19 protein-coding genes and 1 pseudogene are annotated in these 15,712 nt (G+C 70.0%); 19 read left to right on the forward strand and 1 reads right to left on the reverse strand.

Features of this window, described 5'->3' with window-relative positions; translation table 11 throughout:
- Positions 1 to 98: 98 nt before the first annotated feature.
- Positions 99 to 914: a GntR family transcriptional regulator gene (locus tag ACFVZH_RS37085; protein ID WP_384904556.1), complete on the reverse strand. Its 816-nt coding sequence runs from the start codon at positions 912 to 914 to the stop codon at positions 99 to 101.
- 242 nt (positions 915 to 1,156) lie between these two features.
- On the opposite strand from ACFVZH_RS37085, the gene ACFVZH_RS37090 reads away from it, so the two are divergent.
- The 19 genes and pseudogenes from ACFVZH_RS37090 to ACFVZH_RS37180 all read left to right on the forward strand — a co-directional run.
- The gene (locus ACFVZH_RS37090; protein WP_384904557.1) at positions 1,157 to 1,315 is read left to right on the forward strand and encodes a hypothetical protein; all 159 of its coding nucleotides are present in this window, start codon (positions 1,157 to 1,159) and stop codon (positions 1,313 to 1,315) included.
- 11 nt (positions 1,316 to 1,326) lie between these two features.
- Positions 1,327 to 1,563, forward strand: a complete 237-nt coding sequence (locus ACFVZH_RS37095) for a hypothetical protein (RefSeq protein WP_384904559.1) — start codon at positions 1,327 to 1,329, stop codon at positions 1,561 to 1,563.
- Positions 1,563 to 1,847, forward strand: coding sequence for a hypothetical protein (locus ACFVZH_RS37100; RefSeq protein WP_384904560.1), 285 nt, complete (start codon positions 1,563 to 1,565; stop codon positions 1,845 to 1,847). Before ACFVZH_RS37095 ends, ACFVZH_RS37100 begins: the two co-directional genes overlap by 1 nt.
- A complete protein-coding gene (locus ACFVZH_RS37105) occupies positions 1,844 to 2,575 on the forward strand; it encodes a hypothetical protein (protein ID WP_384904561.1) in 732 nt (243 codons plus the stop codon). The genes ACFVZH_RS37100 and ACFVZH_RS37105 overlap by 4 nt, the downstream gene beginning before the upstream one ends.
- Positions 2,575 to 4,836, forward strand: a complete 2,262-nt coding sequence (locus ACFVZH_RS37110; protein WP_384904563.1) for an FtsK/SpoIIIE domain-containing protein — start codon at positions 2,575 to 2,577, stop codon at positions 4,834 to 4,836. Before ACFVZH_RS37105 ends, ACFVZH_RS37110 begins: the two co-directional genes overlap by 1 nt.
- A gap of 179 nt (positions 4,837 to 5,015) precedes the next feature.
- Complete coding sequence (locus ACFVZH_RS37115) at positions 5,016 to 5,207, forward strand: hypothetical protein (RefSeq protein WP_384904565.1); 192 nt, start codon at positions 5,016 to 5,018, stop codon at positions 5,205 to 5,207.
- A 48-nt stretch (positions 5,208 to 5,255) separates the two neighbouring features.
- Positions 5,256 to 5,777: a hypothetical protein gene (locus ACFVZH_RS37120; RefSeq protein ID WP_384904566.1), complete on the forward strand. Its 522-nt coding sequence runs from the start codon at positions 5,256 to 5,258 to the stop codon at positions 5,775 to 5,777.
- Positions 5,774 to 6,145 carry a ParB N-terminal domain-containing protein gene (locus ACFVZH_RS37125; protein ID WP_384904568.1) on the forward strand — a complete coding sequence of 124 codons (372 nt, stop codon included), beginning with the start codon at positions 5,774 to 5,776 and terminating at the stop codon, positions 6,143 to 6,145. The genes ACFVZH_RS37120 and ACFVZH_RS37125 overlap by 4 nt, the downstream gene beginning before the upstream one ends.
- A gap of 206 nt (positions 6,146 to 6,351) precedes the next feature.
- Positions 6,352 to 7,515 (forward strand): DUF2637 domain-containing protein, encoded by a 1,164-nt coding sequence (locus ACFVZH_RS37130; RefSeq protein WP_384904570.1) that lies wholly within the window; start codon positions 6,352 to 6,354, stop codon positions 7,513 to 7,515.
- Positions 7,516 to 7,697: 182 nt separating this feature from the next.
- Positions 7,698 to 8,648, forward strand: a complete 951-nt coding sequence (locus ACFVZH_RS37135; RefSeq protein ID WP_384904572.1) for a hypothetical protein — start codon at positions 7,698 to 7,700, stop codon at positions 8,646 to 8,648.
- Between the two features lie 117 nt (positions 8,649 to 8,765).
- Positions 8,766 to 9,206, forward strand: coding sequence for a ParA family protein (locus tag ACFVZH_RS37140; protein ID WP_384904573.1), 441 nt, complete (start codon positions 8,766 to 8,768; stop codon positions 9,204 to 9,206).
- A gap of 17 nt (positions 9,207 to 9,223) precedes the next feature.
- Positions 9,224 to 9,607 carry a ParA family protein gene (locus ACFVZH_RS37145; protein WP_384904575.1) on the forward strand — a complete coding sequence of 128 codons (384 nt, stop codon included), beginning with the start codon at positions 9,224 to 9,226 and terminating at the stop codon, positions 9,605 to 9,607.
- Positions 9,604 to 10,515: a hypothetical protein gene (locus ACFVZH_RS37150; RefSeq protein ID WP_384904577.1), complete on the forward strand. Its 912-nt coding sequence runs from the start codon at positions 9,604 to 9,606 to the stop codon at positions 10,513 to 10,515. The genes ACFVZH_RS37145 and ACFVZH_RS37150 overlap by 4 nt, the downstream gene beginning before the upstream one ends.
- A gap of 232 nt (positions 10,516 to 10,747) precedes the next feature.
- Positions 10,748 to 11,857 carry a type IV toxin-antitoxin system AbiEi family antitoxin domain-containing protein gene (locus ACFVZH_RS37155; protein ID WP_384904579.1) on the forward strand — a complete coding sequence of 370 codons (1,110 nt, stop codon included), beginning with the start codon at positions 10,748 to 10,750 and terminating at the stop codon, positions 11,855 to 11,857.
- Between the two features lie 56 nt (positions 11,858 to 11,913).
- Positions 11,914 to 12,825, forward strand: coding sequence for a nucleotidyl transferase AbiEii/AbiGii toxin family protein (locus ACFVZH_RS37160; RefSeq protein ID WP_384904581.1), 912 nt, complete (start codon positions 11,914 to 11,916; stop codon positions 12,823 to 12,825).
- Between the two features lie 465 nt (positions 12,826 to 13,290).
- A complete protein-coding gene (locus tag ACFVZH_RS37165; RefSeq protein WP_384904583.1) occupies positions 13,291 to 13,461 on the forward strand; it encodes a hypothetical protein in 171 nt (56 codons plus the stop codon).
- 497 nt (positions 13,462 to 13,958) lie between these two features.
- The gene (locus ACFVZH_RS37170) at positions 13,959 to 14,552 is read left to right on the forward strand and encodes a hypothetical protein (protein ID WP_384904584.1); all 594 of its coding nucleotides are present in this window, start codon (positions 13,959 to 13,961) and stop codon (positions 14,550 to 14,552) included.
- Positions 14,546 to 15,412, forward strand: a complete 867-nt coding sequence (locus ACFVZH_RS37175) for an ATP/GTP-binding protein (RefSeq protein ID WP_384904585.1) — start codon at positions 14,546 to 14,548, stop codon at positions 15,410 to 15,412. Before ACFVZH_RS37170 ends, ACFVZH_RS37175 begins: the two co-directional genes overlap by 7 nt.
- Before the next feature lie 38 nt (positions 15,413 to 15,450).
- Positions 15,451 to 15,636: pseudogene (locus tag ACFVZH_RS37180) on the forward strand (hypothetical protein); the annotation flags it as partial.
- Between the last annotated feature and the right edge of the window lie 76 nt (positions 15,637 to 15,712).

Genomic DNA, 15,712 nt, shown 5'->3' on the forward strand with positions numbered 1-15,712 from the left:
AGCCGCTCTGGCCCGCGCGGCCGGCATATCGCTGACCACGCTCGCGGCCGCCCTCCACGACGTGGACACGGGCCGGCCCCGCCGGATCCAAGCCGTGCCTAGTAGTCGCTGGTTGCCGGGGGAACCGGCCACTTCGCGCTCGCTCCACGTGGTACCGGGTAGCCGACTGCAAACAGCTCGGCCGACATGCGGATGTCCTGGACTTCCACCACTCGCTCCGGCTGCCGACGCTTGGCCGGCAGGACCGTGACACGGACGGCGCGTAGCAGCGGCACGCCGGTCTCAGGCATGAGCAGGGCGGCTGCTTCCTCAGGAGTCGGCATTCGCGCGGAGACCTCCTCGCGCCACTCCAGCGGACGCTCGCCCCATTCCTCAACGCGGTCGTACATGCCGCCAGGCCCGGTTGGGCCGGCAAGCATGGGCAACTCTTCGGTCACCCAGGCGGGGATCCACGAGTCCGCGAGCTGGCGGTGTGTTTCCACGCTCGGGTCTCCGATGATGCGGCGGCGGACGGTCATCTCCGTGCCGGTCTCGACACCGAGAATGTCCGCGACATCTGCCGGAGCAGGGGCGGTGGTGATGCGGGTTTGCTCACCGTTCGGGTGCGGAAGTCCTCGCCAATGCTGCACCTCAGGGCCGGAGTAGTACCCCAGTTCGTCGCGCTCCACCTGACGATTTCGCACAGTCAGCCGGACGCGGTCCGGTAGTTCGCGTACAAAGACCCCGGTGCGGCGGCGGCTCTCGATCAGCCCCTCCCGAGTGAGGACTCCGTAAGCCTTGCGCACGGTGATGTCGCTGACTCCGTACTGCGCTGCGATGTCCCGCATGAGAGGCAGCGCGGTGCCCGGCGCGTACTCGCCTGATGTGATCCGTTCTCGCAGATCACTGGCGATTTGCTCGTACTGAGCCGCCATCCCTCTCACCTTCTCAATCGATCAACCGACACATCTAGCGTATACGCCAAGCCTTGCGTGCGCCAGATCTGGCGTATACGTTATCTCACGTCAGCGAAAGCGGCCCCCGGCGGGAACCGGGAGCCGCTTCGTGTCGGTCGCTGTGCGTCCGACACGCCCGGCGAGGTGCGGGAACACCGAGCCAGGTAGCCGCAGTTAGTTGCGGCCGCTGTCGGACCGGATCCATGGAGTGAAGGACCGACATGTCGAGTGTGACGGATGACGAGCGCCGGGCGGCAGCTGCGGAGATGGAGGCGGTGCGTCAGCAGGCGCAGGCCGCGCTGATCGCGGCGCAGGAGGCCGCTTCGCGGTTGGCGGAGACGCTGGCTCAGGCGGCGCAGCAGGCGGGGGGCGCCCGGTGAAGGCGTCCCGTGTGAGTCATGTGTTTCTCGGTGCGCCGCGTGAGGTGCGGTACGAGTGCGAGACGTCGGAGCGGGCGGCGTACGCGGTGATTGGCGCGAACGTCGTCGCCGGGTTCACCCCGATCCAGTACGCCCTCGACGTGGAGGGCCGGCGGTGGCGGACCCCGGAAGGTGAGCTGCTGACCGTGGTCGCGATGACCGGCTCGGCCGGTCTGATCAGCGCCTTCGTGTTCGTCGGGGGTTGCTGATGTACGGGCACAAGCGCGTGCTCCTGATGGACCGGGCCGTCGCCGCGGTGGCGACGGCGGCCCGGGTCGCCCGGCTCGCGGTCCGCCTGGCGACGCGGACGTCGATGGGCCCGACCGACCTGTACGCCGCCGTGGCGACCGCGAAGTTCATGGCGGCGCACGAGCTGATCGAGACGGCCGCCGATGCGGCTCTGGAGTCCGGGGACCCGGACATCGAGGTGACCGACATCCGTACGCCGATCTGGTTCGGCAAGATCACGATTCACGAGGAGACCCAGGGATGAGCACGACGAGCAGCGGCCCGTACGACTGGGCCTCCGACACCGACAACTTCGCCCCGCGTACGGAGCAGTCGGCCCGGCCCTCGCAGCCGCCGCGTCAGCGTCCGTCGGACTCCTTCTCCGACTGGCCCGACGAGGCCCCCGCCCCCCGACCCGCCCGCCCGCGCCCGTCCCGCGCGACCGGTGTCGCCGAGGCCGCCGGTACGGCGGCCGGCGCCTTCATCGGCGGTGTCGGTGGCTCGGTACTGCCGCCGGTGAACGTCACGGTCAACCGCGGTGGCGGTCAGGGCGGTTCCGGCGGGAACGGCGGTGGCCGTGGCGCGGCGCCCGCCGGTGGCGGGGCGGACCGTCACCAGGGCGACCGGATGATCTACGCGATCGAGAAGATCGAGATCCGCTCCGACCGCGACATCCTCGCGCTGGCCAAGGCGATCAATCATCTCGGGCGCGAGCTCCACCTCATCCTCGGGATGCGCGCCGAGGAGATCAACGGGGTGCTGAGCACCTACAAGGGCAAGTGGTACACGTTCGGCGCGAGCAGCCGCGTCCGGGCCCGTCTGGTCTCCGCGCACCTCAAGGTCAGCGCCGAGGCGGCGAAGGCGCTCGGGGTCGGCGCGCTGAAGATGGCCGCCGCTTTCGACCGCCATTTCGTGAAGCCCGAGGCCGAGGCCAAGAGCGCCCGGTCCGGCAAGACCGCCCCGAAGAAGACGTTCACGATCGGGGGCGAGTGATGGCGCGCGCGAAGACGGCGGCGCAGAGCGCCGGTGTCGGCTCCGAGCTGGCTGCGGTCGCCGGGACCGTCGGCAAGAGCATCGGCGGGTATGTGCTGGCCAAGAGCCTGCCGTACACGCCGCCGTGGATCGCGGCCGCGGCGCTTCCTCCGGCGGCCGGTGCGGCCGTGAACGCCCTGTGGGGCGATCAGGCGATGTCCGCCGGCCTGGCGTCGGCGGGGATTGCGCTGGGGGGTGCCGCGCTGTCGGCGGTCACCTGGAAGACCAGCGGCGCGACGACCAAGTTCCGCCGGTTCCGGCGGGCGCAGGCGACGGCGACGGTGGCGGCCGGGATGGGCTGGCTCACCTGTGCCGTCTCGGCCGGCCCGTTCGGTCGTCCGATGCTGGACCTGTGGCTGATGGGCGGCGCGCTTCTGGCCGCGTCGTGGAACGCCCGCCAGCTCATGGCGCATGGCGCTGGCGCGGACCTGGAGGAGGAGACGAACGGCGGCGGGACGCTGGCGAAGCTGACGTCCGCGATCGGCTGGGAGAAGGTCACCGTCAAGGACGCGAAGGGTACCGGCAAGGGCACGGTGAAGGCGGCGATCGAGGTGGCGCCCAGCAGCACGATCGCGGCGGTGCAGTCGACGGCCGCCACGGTCGCGGCCGCGCTTCAGGTCCCGCCGTCGGGGGTGATCATCACTCCGGATCCGGAGGACGCGAGCCGTGGCACGGTCTCGATCCGGGTGGCCGACCTGCTCAAGGGCGGCGTGGCTTTCTTCGTGCCGGACGCCTTCGGGCTGCTGCCGACGCATCCCATCCCGGTCGGCACCTACGCCGACGGCGAGTTCTGGCTGCTCGACCCGTTCACCCCGGCTGTGCTCCAGCACCTGCTGGTGATGGGCGTGACCGGCGTGGGCAAGAGCGAGTTCGCCCGCACGGTGTTCGTGCACCTGGCGACCCGGGCGAAGCTCGCCCTGCATGTGATCGACCTGGCCAAGGGCTACCAGACGGTGGGTCACATCCGTGACGGGATCGACTGGCTCATCCAGGATCCCAAGGAGGCCAAGCGCTACGTCAAAGCGCTTCCGGCCGCCATCAAGGCCCGCGGCGACGTCCTCGCGTCCGAGGGCCTGGACCGCTGGTCCCCGACGTCGTCGCTGTCGGCCGTGGTGGTCTGGATCGAGGAGGCCGCCGACGTCGCCGACTTCGACCAGCTCCAGGAGATCGCCCGCAAGGCGCGCTCAGTCGGCATCTGGCTGATCGTCAGCCTCCAGCGCGCCACCTGGACCAACATCAGCACGGACATCCGCGCGAACCTGCAGGCATCGGCCTGCTTCGGCGTGGACGACGCCGGGGACGCCGGGTTCTGCCTGCCCGACCGTGTCACCGCCGCCGGCGCCGTTCCCGACTGGGGCTCGGACCGCCCCGGCTACGCCTTCGCGACCGGCATGGGCATCCCGCAGGAGCGATGGACCACGGAGGCCCGCTCCTCGCTCACCGACCGCTCGGTCCTGGCCGCCCTGGTGGCCGCCTCCGCGCCGTACCGCGACCCGCTGGACCAGACGACCGCGACCGCGCTCGGGCAGTCCTACGCTCAGCGCACCGGCCGGGGCACCAACAAGACCACGCCCGGGGTGCGGGAGTCGGCCGCCGCCGCGCTCGCGTGGCTGCACTCCGTCGGCGTGGAACTCGGCTCCGCCGTGACGGCCTCCCCCGACTCCGACGCTCCGGCGTTCCCGCCCTTCCCGGCCGGCGCTTCGGCCACCCCTTCGGCCACCCCTTCGGCCGCGCCTCGTACGGCTCCGCCCGCCCTGGCCGCCATTCCGGCCCCGGCCACCGCCCCCTCCGCCTACGACACCGACGAGGACGAGGACGAGTACATGAGCGCTGCCGAGCAGGCTGCCGAGACGGAGATCCAGGACGCCTACGACGAGGTCCTGGGCGCGATCCCCGCCGACCCCGAGCCGGACGCCGACTACGCCCACCTCCAGCTCGACGACGTCGTCGAGTCCGACGACGACAGCGACATGGAATTCGAACAGCAGGAGCGGATGGGCACGGAGCAGGCGCGCCACACCCTCTACGCCGAACTCGACGGCTGGGTGCAGGCGGGGCGGTTGGAGTTCGAGCCGGCGGACCTGATCCCGGCGACCGTGGCGGCCGGACGCAAGCGGCCGTGGATGCAGGGTGAGCTGCGCCGCCTGGTCGACGCGGGCCTGGTCCAGCGCGACGGGCACGGCTCTTACACGATCCTGCACTCCCCGCTCCAGCCCGCGTAGCGGCTACGGAAAGTGACCGCCTGACAGTCAGGGATGGGACTGACTCCTGACTGTCAGGTGGCCAGGGGGCCTAAGGAGAAGTCACGGAACTTTGCAGCTCAGAGCCTTGCCTTCGCACCCTGACTGTCAAATCACCCGCTCTGACACCCGCCTGACTATCACTCACCGTGAGGAACGCCATGTACACCGGACGCCCCGAGGAACTGGCTCGCAAGGAGGCGCAGGCCGCTGTCCTGGCCGCCGAGATCGCCGCCCTGATGACCCGGATCGACGCCCTCGGCCTCGGGCAGTGCCTGCCCGCGCAGGGCCGGATCGCCGGGCCGGGATTCGACATCCGCCGCACCGAGCGCGGCTGGACCGTACGCGCCTGACCGCCGCTGACCCACCGCCAGAAATTCGAACAGAAAGGAGCCCGCCGCATGGACCGCACCGACCGCACGCCCACCCGCGAGGCCGCCGCCGCCCGCGCCGCCGATCTGATCGCCGACGTCGAGGCCGCCCTGGCCGAAGCCGCCGCCCCCGCCCCGGCGCCCGTGCCTACCGCCTACCGCGACGACTCCCCGCTGCCCGCCACCGGTGACACCCTGCCGGTCGCCCAGCCGGGCCGGCCGCCGATGTCCCAGCGCGCCACCGACGCCTCCGCGATGATGCTCGCGGGCGGCGCCGGCACCCTGATGGCCGGGACCGGCGCGGGCGCGGCCCTGTGGGCGCTGGGAGGCATCGACCCGCTCGTCCTGGCCCTGGCCGTCGGCGCCCCGGTCGCCGTCGTCGCGGCCCTGTCCCACCTGGTGCGCCGGGTCGGGCAGGCCGCCGCCGAGGCCGCCCCCATCACGCACCACCACCACTACAACGGGCCCGTCGACGCCCGCCAGGAGCACCACACCACCGCCCCCACCACGCGGGGTGTGTTCGCCCGCACCACGATGCGGACCGGCCGGTGAGCGCCCGCTACCAGGGCTGGATGCCCACCCGGATGCTGCGCGACGACGCCATCCAGCCCACCGAGTACCGGTACTGGGCGCAGGCCGAGCGGCGGTTCGCCCGCCGCGAGAAGGACGCGAAGGTGCTGGCGGAGCTGCTGGCCACGGTCCCCCGCGAGGGCCTGCGCGAGCCGATCCTGCTGGGCGTGGACGACCTGGACCACCACGTTTACGTCTCCGACGGCCACCACCGCGCCATCGCCCTGCGCACCCTGGGCGCCCCGAAGTTCCCGTTCACCTGGTGCTGGATCCGCTCCTACCGCGTCGAGCACGCCCGCGAGCCGTTGCCCTACCACCTGCTCGGCCTGCCCGGTCCCGCCACCGCCTGACCCGCCCCCAGACACACGAGAGGGGCCAGGAGATCGCACCTCCCGGCCCCACTCTTCGACCACGGAGGAACCCCGTGACGCAGATGGAAACCTACCCGCCCCGACTCAACGGCCATCCTCGCCCGGCCGGGCAGCCCGTCCCGGCGACGGTTCCGCCCGGCGCCCCCGGCGTTCCGCCCGTTCCGCTTACGCGGGAGACTGCCGGGATGCAGGATCTGAAGACGATCACCCCCGCCACCGCCGAGCACGCCACTGTTCCGGCGCCCGCCGTGCCCGTGCAGACCTCTGCGGCATCCGCTCCGCTCGCGCCCACGCTGGTTCCGCCGGAGGCGAAGACGATTCCGTCGACGTCGGCCGCTGCGCCGCGGCCGTGGTCGGTGAAGGCGATGCAGTGGGTCACGCGGCTGTCCCTCGCGGCCGCCGCCGTGGTCGCCGGCATCGGTTTCACCGGTTCCTACGACGCGCTGGAGGGCCTGGCGCGGGAGCACGGCTTCGGCTGGTTCTCCTGGATTTTCCCGGTGGGTATCGACGCGGGGATCGTGGCGCTGTACGGCGTGGACCTGGTCCTGGTGCACCGCCGGATGCCCAAGCCGCTGCTGCGGATGATCGCCCACGTCCTGACGGTGGCCACGATCGTGTTCAGCGCGGCGTCCGGTGAGCAGCCGATCGCCGAGGACCCGCTGGGTGCGTTCATGCACGGCGTGCTGCCGCTGCTGTTCGTGGCGGTGGTCGATGGCGCCCGTCACCTGATCATCCGCACCAACCGCCTGGTCCTGGGCGCGGAGTCCGAGGGGGTGCCGCTGCACCGCTGGATCCTGTCCCCGGCCAAGACCTGGGGCCTGTACCGGCGGATGCGGCTGTGGGGGATCGCCTCGTACGCGCAGATGGTGGCCATGGAGCAGGAGCGCGTCGTCTACCGGGCCTGGCTGCAGCACCAGTACGGCCGCGGCTGGAAGAAGAAGGCCGGCGCCGCCGCCCTGCTGCCCTTCATCCTGGCCGCCTACGGCCTGTCCGTGGACGAGGCGCTGGACCAGCCGCGCAAGCAGCAGGAGGACGCCGACCGCCGTGCCCAGGCCGAGGCCCTGGCCGCCGCCCAGACCGCCCGCGAGGCCGCAGCCCGCGCCGAGGCCGCCGCCCTTCAGGCCGAGGACACCGCCCGCCTCTCCCCCGTCGAGCGCGCCGTACGCAAGGTCGCCCGCATGATCCTCACCGCCCACCACGCGCTCCCCGCCGACCAGCGCCCGGCCACGCCCGACATGTACGCCGTCCCGCTCAAGGACATCGAGAACGAGCTGAACATCTCGCACACCGTCGCCGGACAACGCCGCCAGGCCGCCGCCGAGCTCATCGCCACCGGCTACACCGGCTGACCCACCTTCGCACCACACGCCGAAGGGCGGCACCCCACGAAGGGGGCGCCGCCCTTCGGCGGTTCCGGCATCCGGTCAAGCAGGCTCGTACGTCAGGCGGAGTGGGCCATCGTTCCGATCCGGAGCACCGCCCACTACATTCAGCACTCACCCGCTCACGATGTGTGCCCTCTGGAGTGTCCGTGACTGCTGTATCCGCCCGGCGCGACGTTGCCGCCGCCGTTGCCCGTCTCGCCCTGGCCGAGGTCCGCGTCTATGCCGCCTGCGCCACCGCGTGCGCCACGGACCGTTCCCTCACCCTGCGGCAACTCGCCGCCGTCACCGGACCGACCGGCCACCCCATCGGCCTCCGCAGCGCTCTCGACACCGTCCGCGACCTCACCGACGCCGGCCTTCTCCACCCGCCCAGCCTCGCCCTGAACACTCCCGACCGCCCCCGCCGTGTCCACATCCCCGGCTGCGCCGTACAAACCGCACAGCCCTCCACCGTCCCCGCACCCGCCACCCGGACCTACGCCGTGCCACGCGTCGCCGGCCGCATCGGGCGCCTCGACATCCCCTCCACGCTTCCCACAGACCTCCGGAATCGCCTGATCAGCCTCTCCGCCGAGATCCGCAGCATCTTCAAGACTCCCCACCTGCCCGACGAACTCCTCGACCTGCGTCGCCGCAAGGCCGCCGCCCTCACCGAATGGGCCGCCCTCCCCGAGCACGCCGGCTACGAGGTCCACGAGGCACTGGCCCAGGCGATCGCCGACGAGAAGCGCGCCCAGCAGGTCTACGAGCAGTGGCAGGCCCGGGAAGAGGAGACACAAGCAGCCCTCAAGGCCGCCAGGAACCGGCCCGTCGGCGACCTCGCTCAGGCGCCGGCCCCCACGGAATCCGCAGGCATCTTCAAGTCCGGCCTGCCCATCCCCACCGCCCTCCCCGAAGACCTGCGCACCGAACTGCTGGCCATTGCCGACGCCTTCCGCGGCGGCGGACCCTCCGACCGCAAGGAGCGCCTGGACCTCTCCGAGCGCCGGGCCGCCGCTCTCGCCCAATGGGCTGCCCACCCCGCCGCCACACACAAGGTCGTCAGCGAGGCAGAGCGGGCCCACACAGCCCTCGTCAACGCCCGCGTCCACTGCTGAAGGATGGAGCCACCAAACCGAAGGACGGCACCCCACGAAGGGCGCCGTCCTCCGGCGGCTCTGATGTCTGTTCACTGTGGCCAGCCGCGCCTGCGAGGCTCCGACTGGCATGCTGACGTGCCGGAAGCAGTAGTGCAGCAGCAGGAGGAGGACAAAGTGGCGCGTCGGGTCGCGATGGTCAACAACAAGGGGGGCGTGGGTAAGACGACGACTACGGTCCGTCTGGCCGAGGCCCTGGCCAAGGAAGGCAAGCGGGTCCTGGTGGTGGACATGGACCCGCAGGGCAACGCGTCCACATTCCTCGGCTGGACCTGGGACCCGTCCCTGCGGCAGCCGACGATCAGCGAGGCGATCCAGGCCGCCACGGAAGGCACCGAGGGCGCCGCCCGCACGGTCATCCAGCCGATCGCCTGGGACGCCCCGTATGCGGAGCGGATCGCGCTTGCGCCGGCCACTCTCGACCTGGAGACCCGGATGTCCGAGGCCGGTGTGTCCGGCGCCTGGCGCCGCCTCGACATGGCCTCGAGGGCGTCGACGACCACTTCGACTACACGCTGATCGACTGCCAGCCTTCGGTGTTCCACCTGACCCAGCTCGCGCTCGCCGCCGCACACGACGCCGTCATCGTCACCGAGGCCGACATCTACTCGATCGAGGCAGCCAAGCGCATGCATGCCTTCATCACCCAGCGCGCCCCCAAGGACCTCGCCAACCCGACCCTCTCGGTCAGGGGCGTGGTTGTCAGCGCGCTGAAGTCCACCTCGCTCCAGGCCGAGCAGCGCGACTCGATCCGCCGGATCTTCGGTGACCTCGTCTGGGAGCCGTCCGTCAAGCTCCGCACCACCCTGGCCGAGGCCAATACCGACGCCCTGCCCCTGACTGACTCCCGCGTCGCTGACTCCCGCGCCACCTACGAACTGCTCGCCCAGGCGTTCTTGAAGGCGGTGCCTGCCCAGTGAGCCGCCGCCGAACCAGCCGCACCGCCGACGCCACCGGGCTCGTGCCCGGGCCGGCCGCCCCATTGTCCGATGCCACCGCAGGAGTCGCGGTCGGCGACCAGGTCGCCCAGGCCGCTAACCGCGCTGCCGCTGTTGCAGGGGATATCGCCCCCGACCCCTTCGCCCCCGAACCGCTCGATCCCGAGGCGGTCACCGGTACCCCCCAGGAGCAGCTCGCGGTCGTCACGGCCGCCCTGCATCGTGCGAAGGCCACTGCGGCGGGCAGTGCCAGGGCCGCGCGGGTCCGCCTGACGATCGAACTGGGCGCCGCGCTGGGCATCGCCCTTGACCGCGACCTCTACAAGGCCGCCGGCTACCTCAACGTCGAGAGCTATGCCGAGGCGGAGGTCGATCTCAACCGTCAGTACATCTACGAGCTGATTGCGGACAGCAAGCGGATCCGTACCGTCATGGCCGCTGGACTGTCGGAATTTTCCGACAACCCCCCGCCCGCCTCCCACGCTAAGGTTCTCGCCCCGATCGTCGCCCAGGAGGACGGGCCGACCAGGGCCCAAGAAGTTGTCGCTGACGCGAAGGTGAACAGCAAGAAGATCACTGCGGCCGCCCTCACGGCCGCCGCTAAACGCCTGGGCTACACAACGTCTCGACCCGCCTTGAAAACCGATGATGGCCAGGAGGACGAGCAGCGCCGCCGTGCAGAGGCCGGCCTCAAGCTCACCGGCGCCGCTGACCTCGCGGCTCGTGCCCTGGCCCAGTACGAAGCAGCCCTCGCCCTCGGTGTCATCCCGGATGATCCGGAGCGTGCTGCTGCTGACCTCGCCCGCCTGAACCGCATCGGCAGGACTCTGGCCAAGCAGAACCGGCTCCCCGGCGCAGCTTCCGCGCCGCCACCGCGACAGGCTTCCTGACTGACAAAGAGGGGGATGCCCGCCCAGCGCCGAACTTGCTTCAGGCTCGGTACGGGGCGTCTGCCAGGAGGGCTACGCGCCCTTCCTGGTGGGGCGGGCCGTGGCGTCCTGGTTCCTGGCTAGGGGCCGAGAGGGGGGATGACAGAGAAATTTACATCTCTCGGGATGGCTGTGCAGATTTTTTTACACTCTAGAGGTAACTAACTCTGCAGGTGTGTGTAACTATTTCTGTATGGATCGTGCTGAGCAGGTAGCCGCGCTGGCCGGTGCCGCCGCGGAACAGTGGGGCCTGGTCACGGCTGCACAAGCCAAAGAGCTGGGCGTGAACGGGGTACAGCTGCTGCGGCTGACGGAAGCCAGCCTCCTGACGAGCGTAGGCCGCGGCGTCTACCTGCTGACCGCTGCGGGCGTGCCGCTCCACCTGGAAGCGAAGGTTGCCTGGCTGCGACTGCAGCCCAAGCAGTTCCTCTGGGAACGGCCCATCGGCAACCCCGACTCAGGCGTCATCTCCCACGCCTCCGCCTGCCAGCTTCTAGATCTCGGCGACATCCCCGCCCCGGAAGTAGAGATCAGCACTCCACGCCGACGAACCACAACCGAACCATTCGTACGTCTGCGTACCACGCACATCGAGCCCACAGAGATCACCACAGTCGACGGCCTGCCCGTCACGACGGCGCTGCGTACGATCACCGATCTGCTGCGAGTCGGGGCCGACGGCGGGCACATCGGCGGAGTCATCGCCGATGCCGAGCGCCGCGACCTGATCACTGTTGAAGAGCTGACACAACAGGCTCAACCGTTCGTCCGGAAGTACGGCCTGAAAGCCAACGCCACCGGGCACGACCTGATCACCCACCTCGTTGCCCAGGCCGGCGAAAGACTGCGCCGCCAGGAAGTCGACCGAGCAAACCAGGAAGGGTTCGACCAAGCCGTCAGCCTCATCACCACGCACCCCAGCCTGGTCGAGCTCATGAGGAGGCAGAGGACGACACAACTGAGCCCGCAACTCGGAGAGGTGATGCGCAGGGCGATGCAACCGAACTCGGCGATCAGTGAAGCAGCACAGCTGAATCCGGCGATGAGTGAGGTGCTCCGCAGAGTGATGCAGCCGAACTCGATCAGTGAGGCAATCCGTAGGGCGGCTCAGTCGAATCCGGCGATGGGTGAGGCGCTTCGCAAGGCGATCCAATCGGACTCGATCAGTGAGGCAGTCCGTAAAGCGGCCCAGTCGGATCCCGCGCTTCGCAAGGCGATCCCATCGGACTCCGATGGCGGCACTTATCAGGCCGAGGGTGCTGGCAGCCAAAAATCAGGGGAATCTGACACATACACAGACTGAAGGCAACGCCCGGCGTAGAGTCTGCGGACTCAGTCCAGTACGCCAGGGGGCGATCTGTGGGCAAAACCTACCAAAATCCGCCGGCCTTCAGGGCCGCTCTGAACCAGTCTGCCAAGAACATGTCCAAGCAGACAGGTATGAATGTTTCCGACCTTATGCGGATCTTCTACTTTAATCGCCTTGCAGCTCGAGTGTTCACCCTCGACCCTGACGGCTGGCTCATCAAAGGAGGCCAAGCCCTTCTTGTGCGTTACCGGGGCGCGGCCCGTCTGAGCGGTGACATCGACCTGCAAGCCGCCCAACCCGGACTACTCCCGGATGAGGCCCGCCAAAGCGTGCTAGAAGCCGCTGCTCACGACCTGGGTGACTTCCTTCGTTTCGCTCCCAGCAAGTACACGTCAGCAGCCGATCCCACCCGAGGCGGCTCCCAGCACTTCCAGGTCTTTCTGGGATCCGCCCGTGTCGACAGCGTCAAGGTAGACATCACGGTCCGCCGGTCCATCATCGGCGTCCCCGAGATCCGTTCTCTCGCCCCCGCCGTAGATCTGCCCTGGCCTGTCGACTGGCCCACCGTGCGTCTGTACCCCCTCACCGACCACATTGCTGACAAGGTCTGCGCCCTGTACGAACGGCACGGTGATGAAGGATCCAGCCGCTACCGCGACTTGGCCGACCTGCTGCTGATCAGCCAGCAGGAGACAGTCGATGGACCTACGACCCGCCGAACCGTGCACCAAGAAGCAGAACACCGGCGTCAACAGGGCATCGACCTCATGCTGCCCACGAGCTTCGAGGCTCCCGGAACCGAATGGCACGATCGCTACCCCGCTGCTGCGGCACTGGTCATTGGGCTGCAGGGGTGCCGTACCTTCCCCGAGGCTACTCAGGCTGCTGAAGCCTTCCTCAACCCCTTGCTAGACGGCAGTGTCCAGGGCACCTGGGACCCCTCGAAGAGTGTTTGGCAGTAGTACTTCTGCGTTGCCGCCTCCCCAAACCGACGCTCTTACTGCTGCCGATCCTTCGGTACGGCTGCTAGGAGCGCCTCGCTGGGGATCGGGCGGCCACGCTCATAGTCCTGCACGCACCCAGGCAGTTCACCGGCCTCGCGGCGGAGGATCCCTGCCCAGGCTGGCTTAAGGCTTGCCCGCCTGCGAGAAGCCCAGGCCGGCAGGCTCTGCTCCCCGCCCGCCTACCCCCCCGCATGACCAAGAGGTTGCGAGGCTTGCCCATAACCGTGCGCGCTGCCTCACTCAAGGCTTGCCCAGGGCTGCCTAAGGCTTGCCCACTCAGCGAAAGGCCAGGTCAGAAGCCTGCGATTCCTTGAATAGGGCTTACCCATGGTCGAGGGTTGCACGGCTAACCCTCCGGCACCCCAGAGTGCGGACCGCCGCGTCGACCGACCGGCATCCCGCACCCACATCAGGGGGATCTCCATGTCCACGACCACGCTCCTCGTCCTGCTGCTCCTGACCGTCACCGGCCTGTTCGTGGTGGCCGCGCCCGCCTACCTCGTCTGGCGCCACCCCCGCCTCCGCGCCCCCTCACGATCGCCGTGGCCGCCGGCACCGTGTTCGTCACTGCCGTCCTCGGCATCGCCGTCCTGAAGGGCTGACCCGGCGAGGACACTCCGGCCCGCACTTGTGTCACACGGCCTGTCACATCGCCCGGCCTGTCACGTTCCTGCCCTTGGTCTGACCAGGGCGACGGCCTCCGGACCCCCGACCCGGGGCCGGAGGCCGCGCGTGTGTGACAGGCCGGCCCAGTGATGGGCAAGCCCATCCGCGTTCGGGCGCAGGAGGGTTGCACCGGGAGGGGGCTGGAGGGTTGCACGTAGAGGTGCACTAGGGGGTGCACCGGAGGTGTGACCGGGAGTGGGACCCTCCCTTTTGTGATCTTGAGCATCGTGCCTGGTCAGGGCAGGTGGGCAAGCCCCATTGCCACGACGACACCTCTATATACGCGTAGCCGTATGTAGAGGTCGTCTTGTGGACGGGCGGGCGGCGGGCAGGTGCTGACGGACTCGCCGAATCGACTGTGACCATCCGTGCTCACCCCGCTACGTTGCTGGTGATCGACTCACGACCAGCCCCAGGAGCTCCTGATGGTGATGGCCCGACAGACACGCGCTGCAGCGCTCGGCGGCGCCCTGGCGCTCGCTCTCACGCTCGCCGGATGCGGCGGCGGGGACAGGGACGCGAAAGGGTCGGCTGACTCTCCGCCGCCCGCGACGTCCACGGCCGCGCCCGCTCCGGCGACGACGTCGGCCGACACTGAGGCCGCGGAGAAGAAGGCCGTGCTCGCCGCGTTCGACGCGATGTGGGCGGAGCGGTCGAAGGCGTACGCGAAGGCGGACGCCAAGGGCACCAGCCTGGAGAAGTACGCGACGCTGGACGCGCTCGGGAAGATCCGCATCGACCTGACCCGGATGCGCCAAGCGGGCACCGTCGTGCGCAATGCACCCCGCACGACCGACAGCACGGTCACCTCGCTCGACCTGACGGCCAAGACTCCGACGGCGGCGCTCACCACCTGCCTCGACCTGTCCACGTACGAGCGCTACAGCACCAAGCGCAAGGAAGTCATCCCGCTCCCCTCGAACCAGCCGCTGCGGTACGTCGCCACAGCCACCCTGGAGAAGTGGCCGAACGGCTGGATGGTCACCGTCTACAAGCCGCACGGGGAGCAGACGTGCTGAGGCGCGCAGCGGCAGCCGCGGGAGTGCTCCTGGCCGCCACGCTCGCCCCGACCGCGCACGCTGACGGCCCCGGCGGCGGTCTGTGCGAGGGCGCCGACATGGACGTCCAGGTGTGCGCCGAGGACAGCACCACAGCGCCGATCTCAGGCGGAGGCGGAGACTCAGGCACGACGACGCCCGCCGACACCTCCAGCGGCGGCACGGCGAAGCCCGCATGCACCTACACCCGGCTCGACCCGCAGCCCCCGGCGGACAACCTGGCGTGGGAGGGAAAGAGTGCGAAGGACGGCGCGCTGTACCAAGTCGAGTGTCCAGAGACCGGCCGCGTCGGCGTCGTCTTCATCCCTTCCGGAGGCGCCGCTCCAGCGCCCCGGATCGACCCCGAAGTCCTGGCGCGCCGCGCGGTCGACTCCATGCGCCTGGACGGCCCTGCAGTGGCCTCCCCGCGGACGGGCGGCCGGTATCTGGTCGGGATGCCGATGTGGATGTGGGCGACCCCGAGCCCGAGCACCTTCGGCCCCACCACCGCGTCCGCGACCGCCGGCGGCGTCACCGTGACCGCCACCGCCACCGTCTCCTCGATCCGCTGGACCATGGGCGACGGCACCACCATCACCTGCACCGGCCCCGGCACCCCCTACACCCCCGACCAAGGCAAGTCCCCCTCCCCGGACTGCGGCCACCGCTACACCCGCGCCGCGTACGACCAGCCCGACGGGCGCTATCGGGGCAGCGTGACCGCCACGTGGGCGGTGCAGTGGTCCGCCCCGGCCCTCGGCGACTCCGGGACCCTGCGCGAGACCCGGCAGACGGATTTCACCGTCCGCGTCGTCGAGATGCAGGCACTGAACGGCTCCTGACGCCCGTACAAGCCGTGCGGGCGTGCCAGGCTGGCCACATGAGCGATCACCGCCACGTCTATGGCAGCGAGCCCGACGAGGCTCCAGGCCCGCAGCCAGGCCGCGCGTACGCCGAGCTGGTGGGCGGACCCTTGGACGGGCTACTCATCGACATCACCGGCTGGGCCGCAGCCGACATCACCGAAGGAGCCGCTCTCATCACCGAGACGGGCGCCTTCGGCCCGTGAGGCTGAGCCCTGTACGAGCCCACCGCCCAAGGCGCCCCCACTCGCTGGGAATGGGCAGGAGACACCCCCTAGC

The sequence above is a fragment of the Streptomyces sp. NPDC059534 genome (genome assembly GCF_042743475.1).
GTDB lineage: Bacteria > Actinomycetota > Actinomycetes > Streptomycetales > Streptomycetaceae > Streptomyces.

Bases quoted from the DNA above. Each gene is read 5' to 3' on its own strand.
- ACFVZH_RS37085 (WP_384904556.1), bottom strand. From the start codon at position 914: ATGGCGGCTCAGTACGAGCAAATCGCCAGTGATCTGCGAGAACGGATC.
- ACFVZH_RS37110 (WP_384904563.1), top strand. From the start codon at position 2,575: ATGGCGCGCGCGAAGACGGCGGCGCAGAGCGCCGGTGTCGGCTCCGAG.
- ACFVZH_RS37170 (WP_384904584.1), top strand. From the start codon at position 13,959: ATGGTGATGGCCCGACAGACACGCGCTGCAGCGCTCGGCGGCGCCCTG.
- ACFVZH_RS37165 (WP_384904583.1), top strand. From the start codon at position 13,291: ATGTCCACGACCACGCTCCTCGTCCTGCTGCTCCTGACCGTCACCGGC.
- ACFVZH_RS37100 (WP_384904560.1), top strand. From the start codon at position 1,563: ATGTACGGGCACAAGCGCGTGCTCCTGATGGACCGGGCCGTCGCCGCG.
- ACFVZH_RS37130 (WP_384904570.1), top strand. From the start codon at position 6,352: ATGCAGGATCTGAAGACGATCACCCCCGCCACCGCCGAGCACGCCACT.
- ACFVZH_RS37120 (WP_384904566.1), top strand. From the start codon at position 5,256: ATGGACCGCACCGACCGCACGCCCACCCGCGAGGCCGCCGCCGCCCGC.
- ACFVZH_RS37115 (WP_384904565.1), top strand. From the start codon at position 5,016: ATGTACACCGGACGCCCCGAGGAACTGGCTCGCAAGGAGGCGCAGGCC.
- ACFVZH_RS37090 (WP_384904557.1), top strand. From the start codon at position 1,157: ATGTCGAGTGTGACGGATGACGAGCGCCGGGCGGCAGCTGCGGAGATG.
- ACFVZH_RS37155 (WP_384904579.1), top strand. From the start codon at position 10,748: ATGGATCGTGCTGAGCAGGTAGCCGCGCTGGCCGGTGCCGCCGCGGAA.
- ACFVZH_RS37105 (WP_384904561.1), top strand. From the start codon at position 1,844: ATGAGCACGACGAGCAGCGGCCCGTACGACTGGGCCTCCGACACCGAC.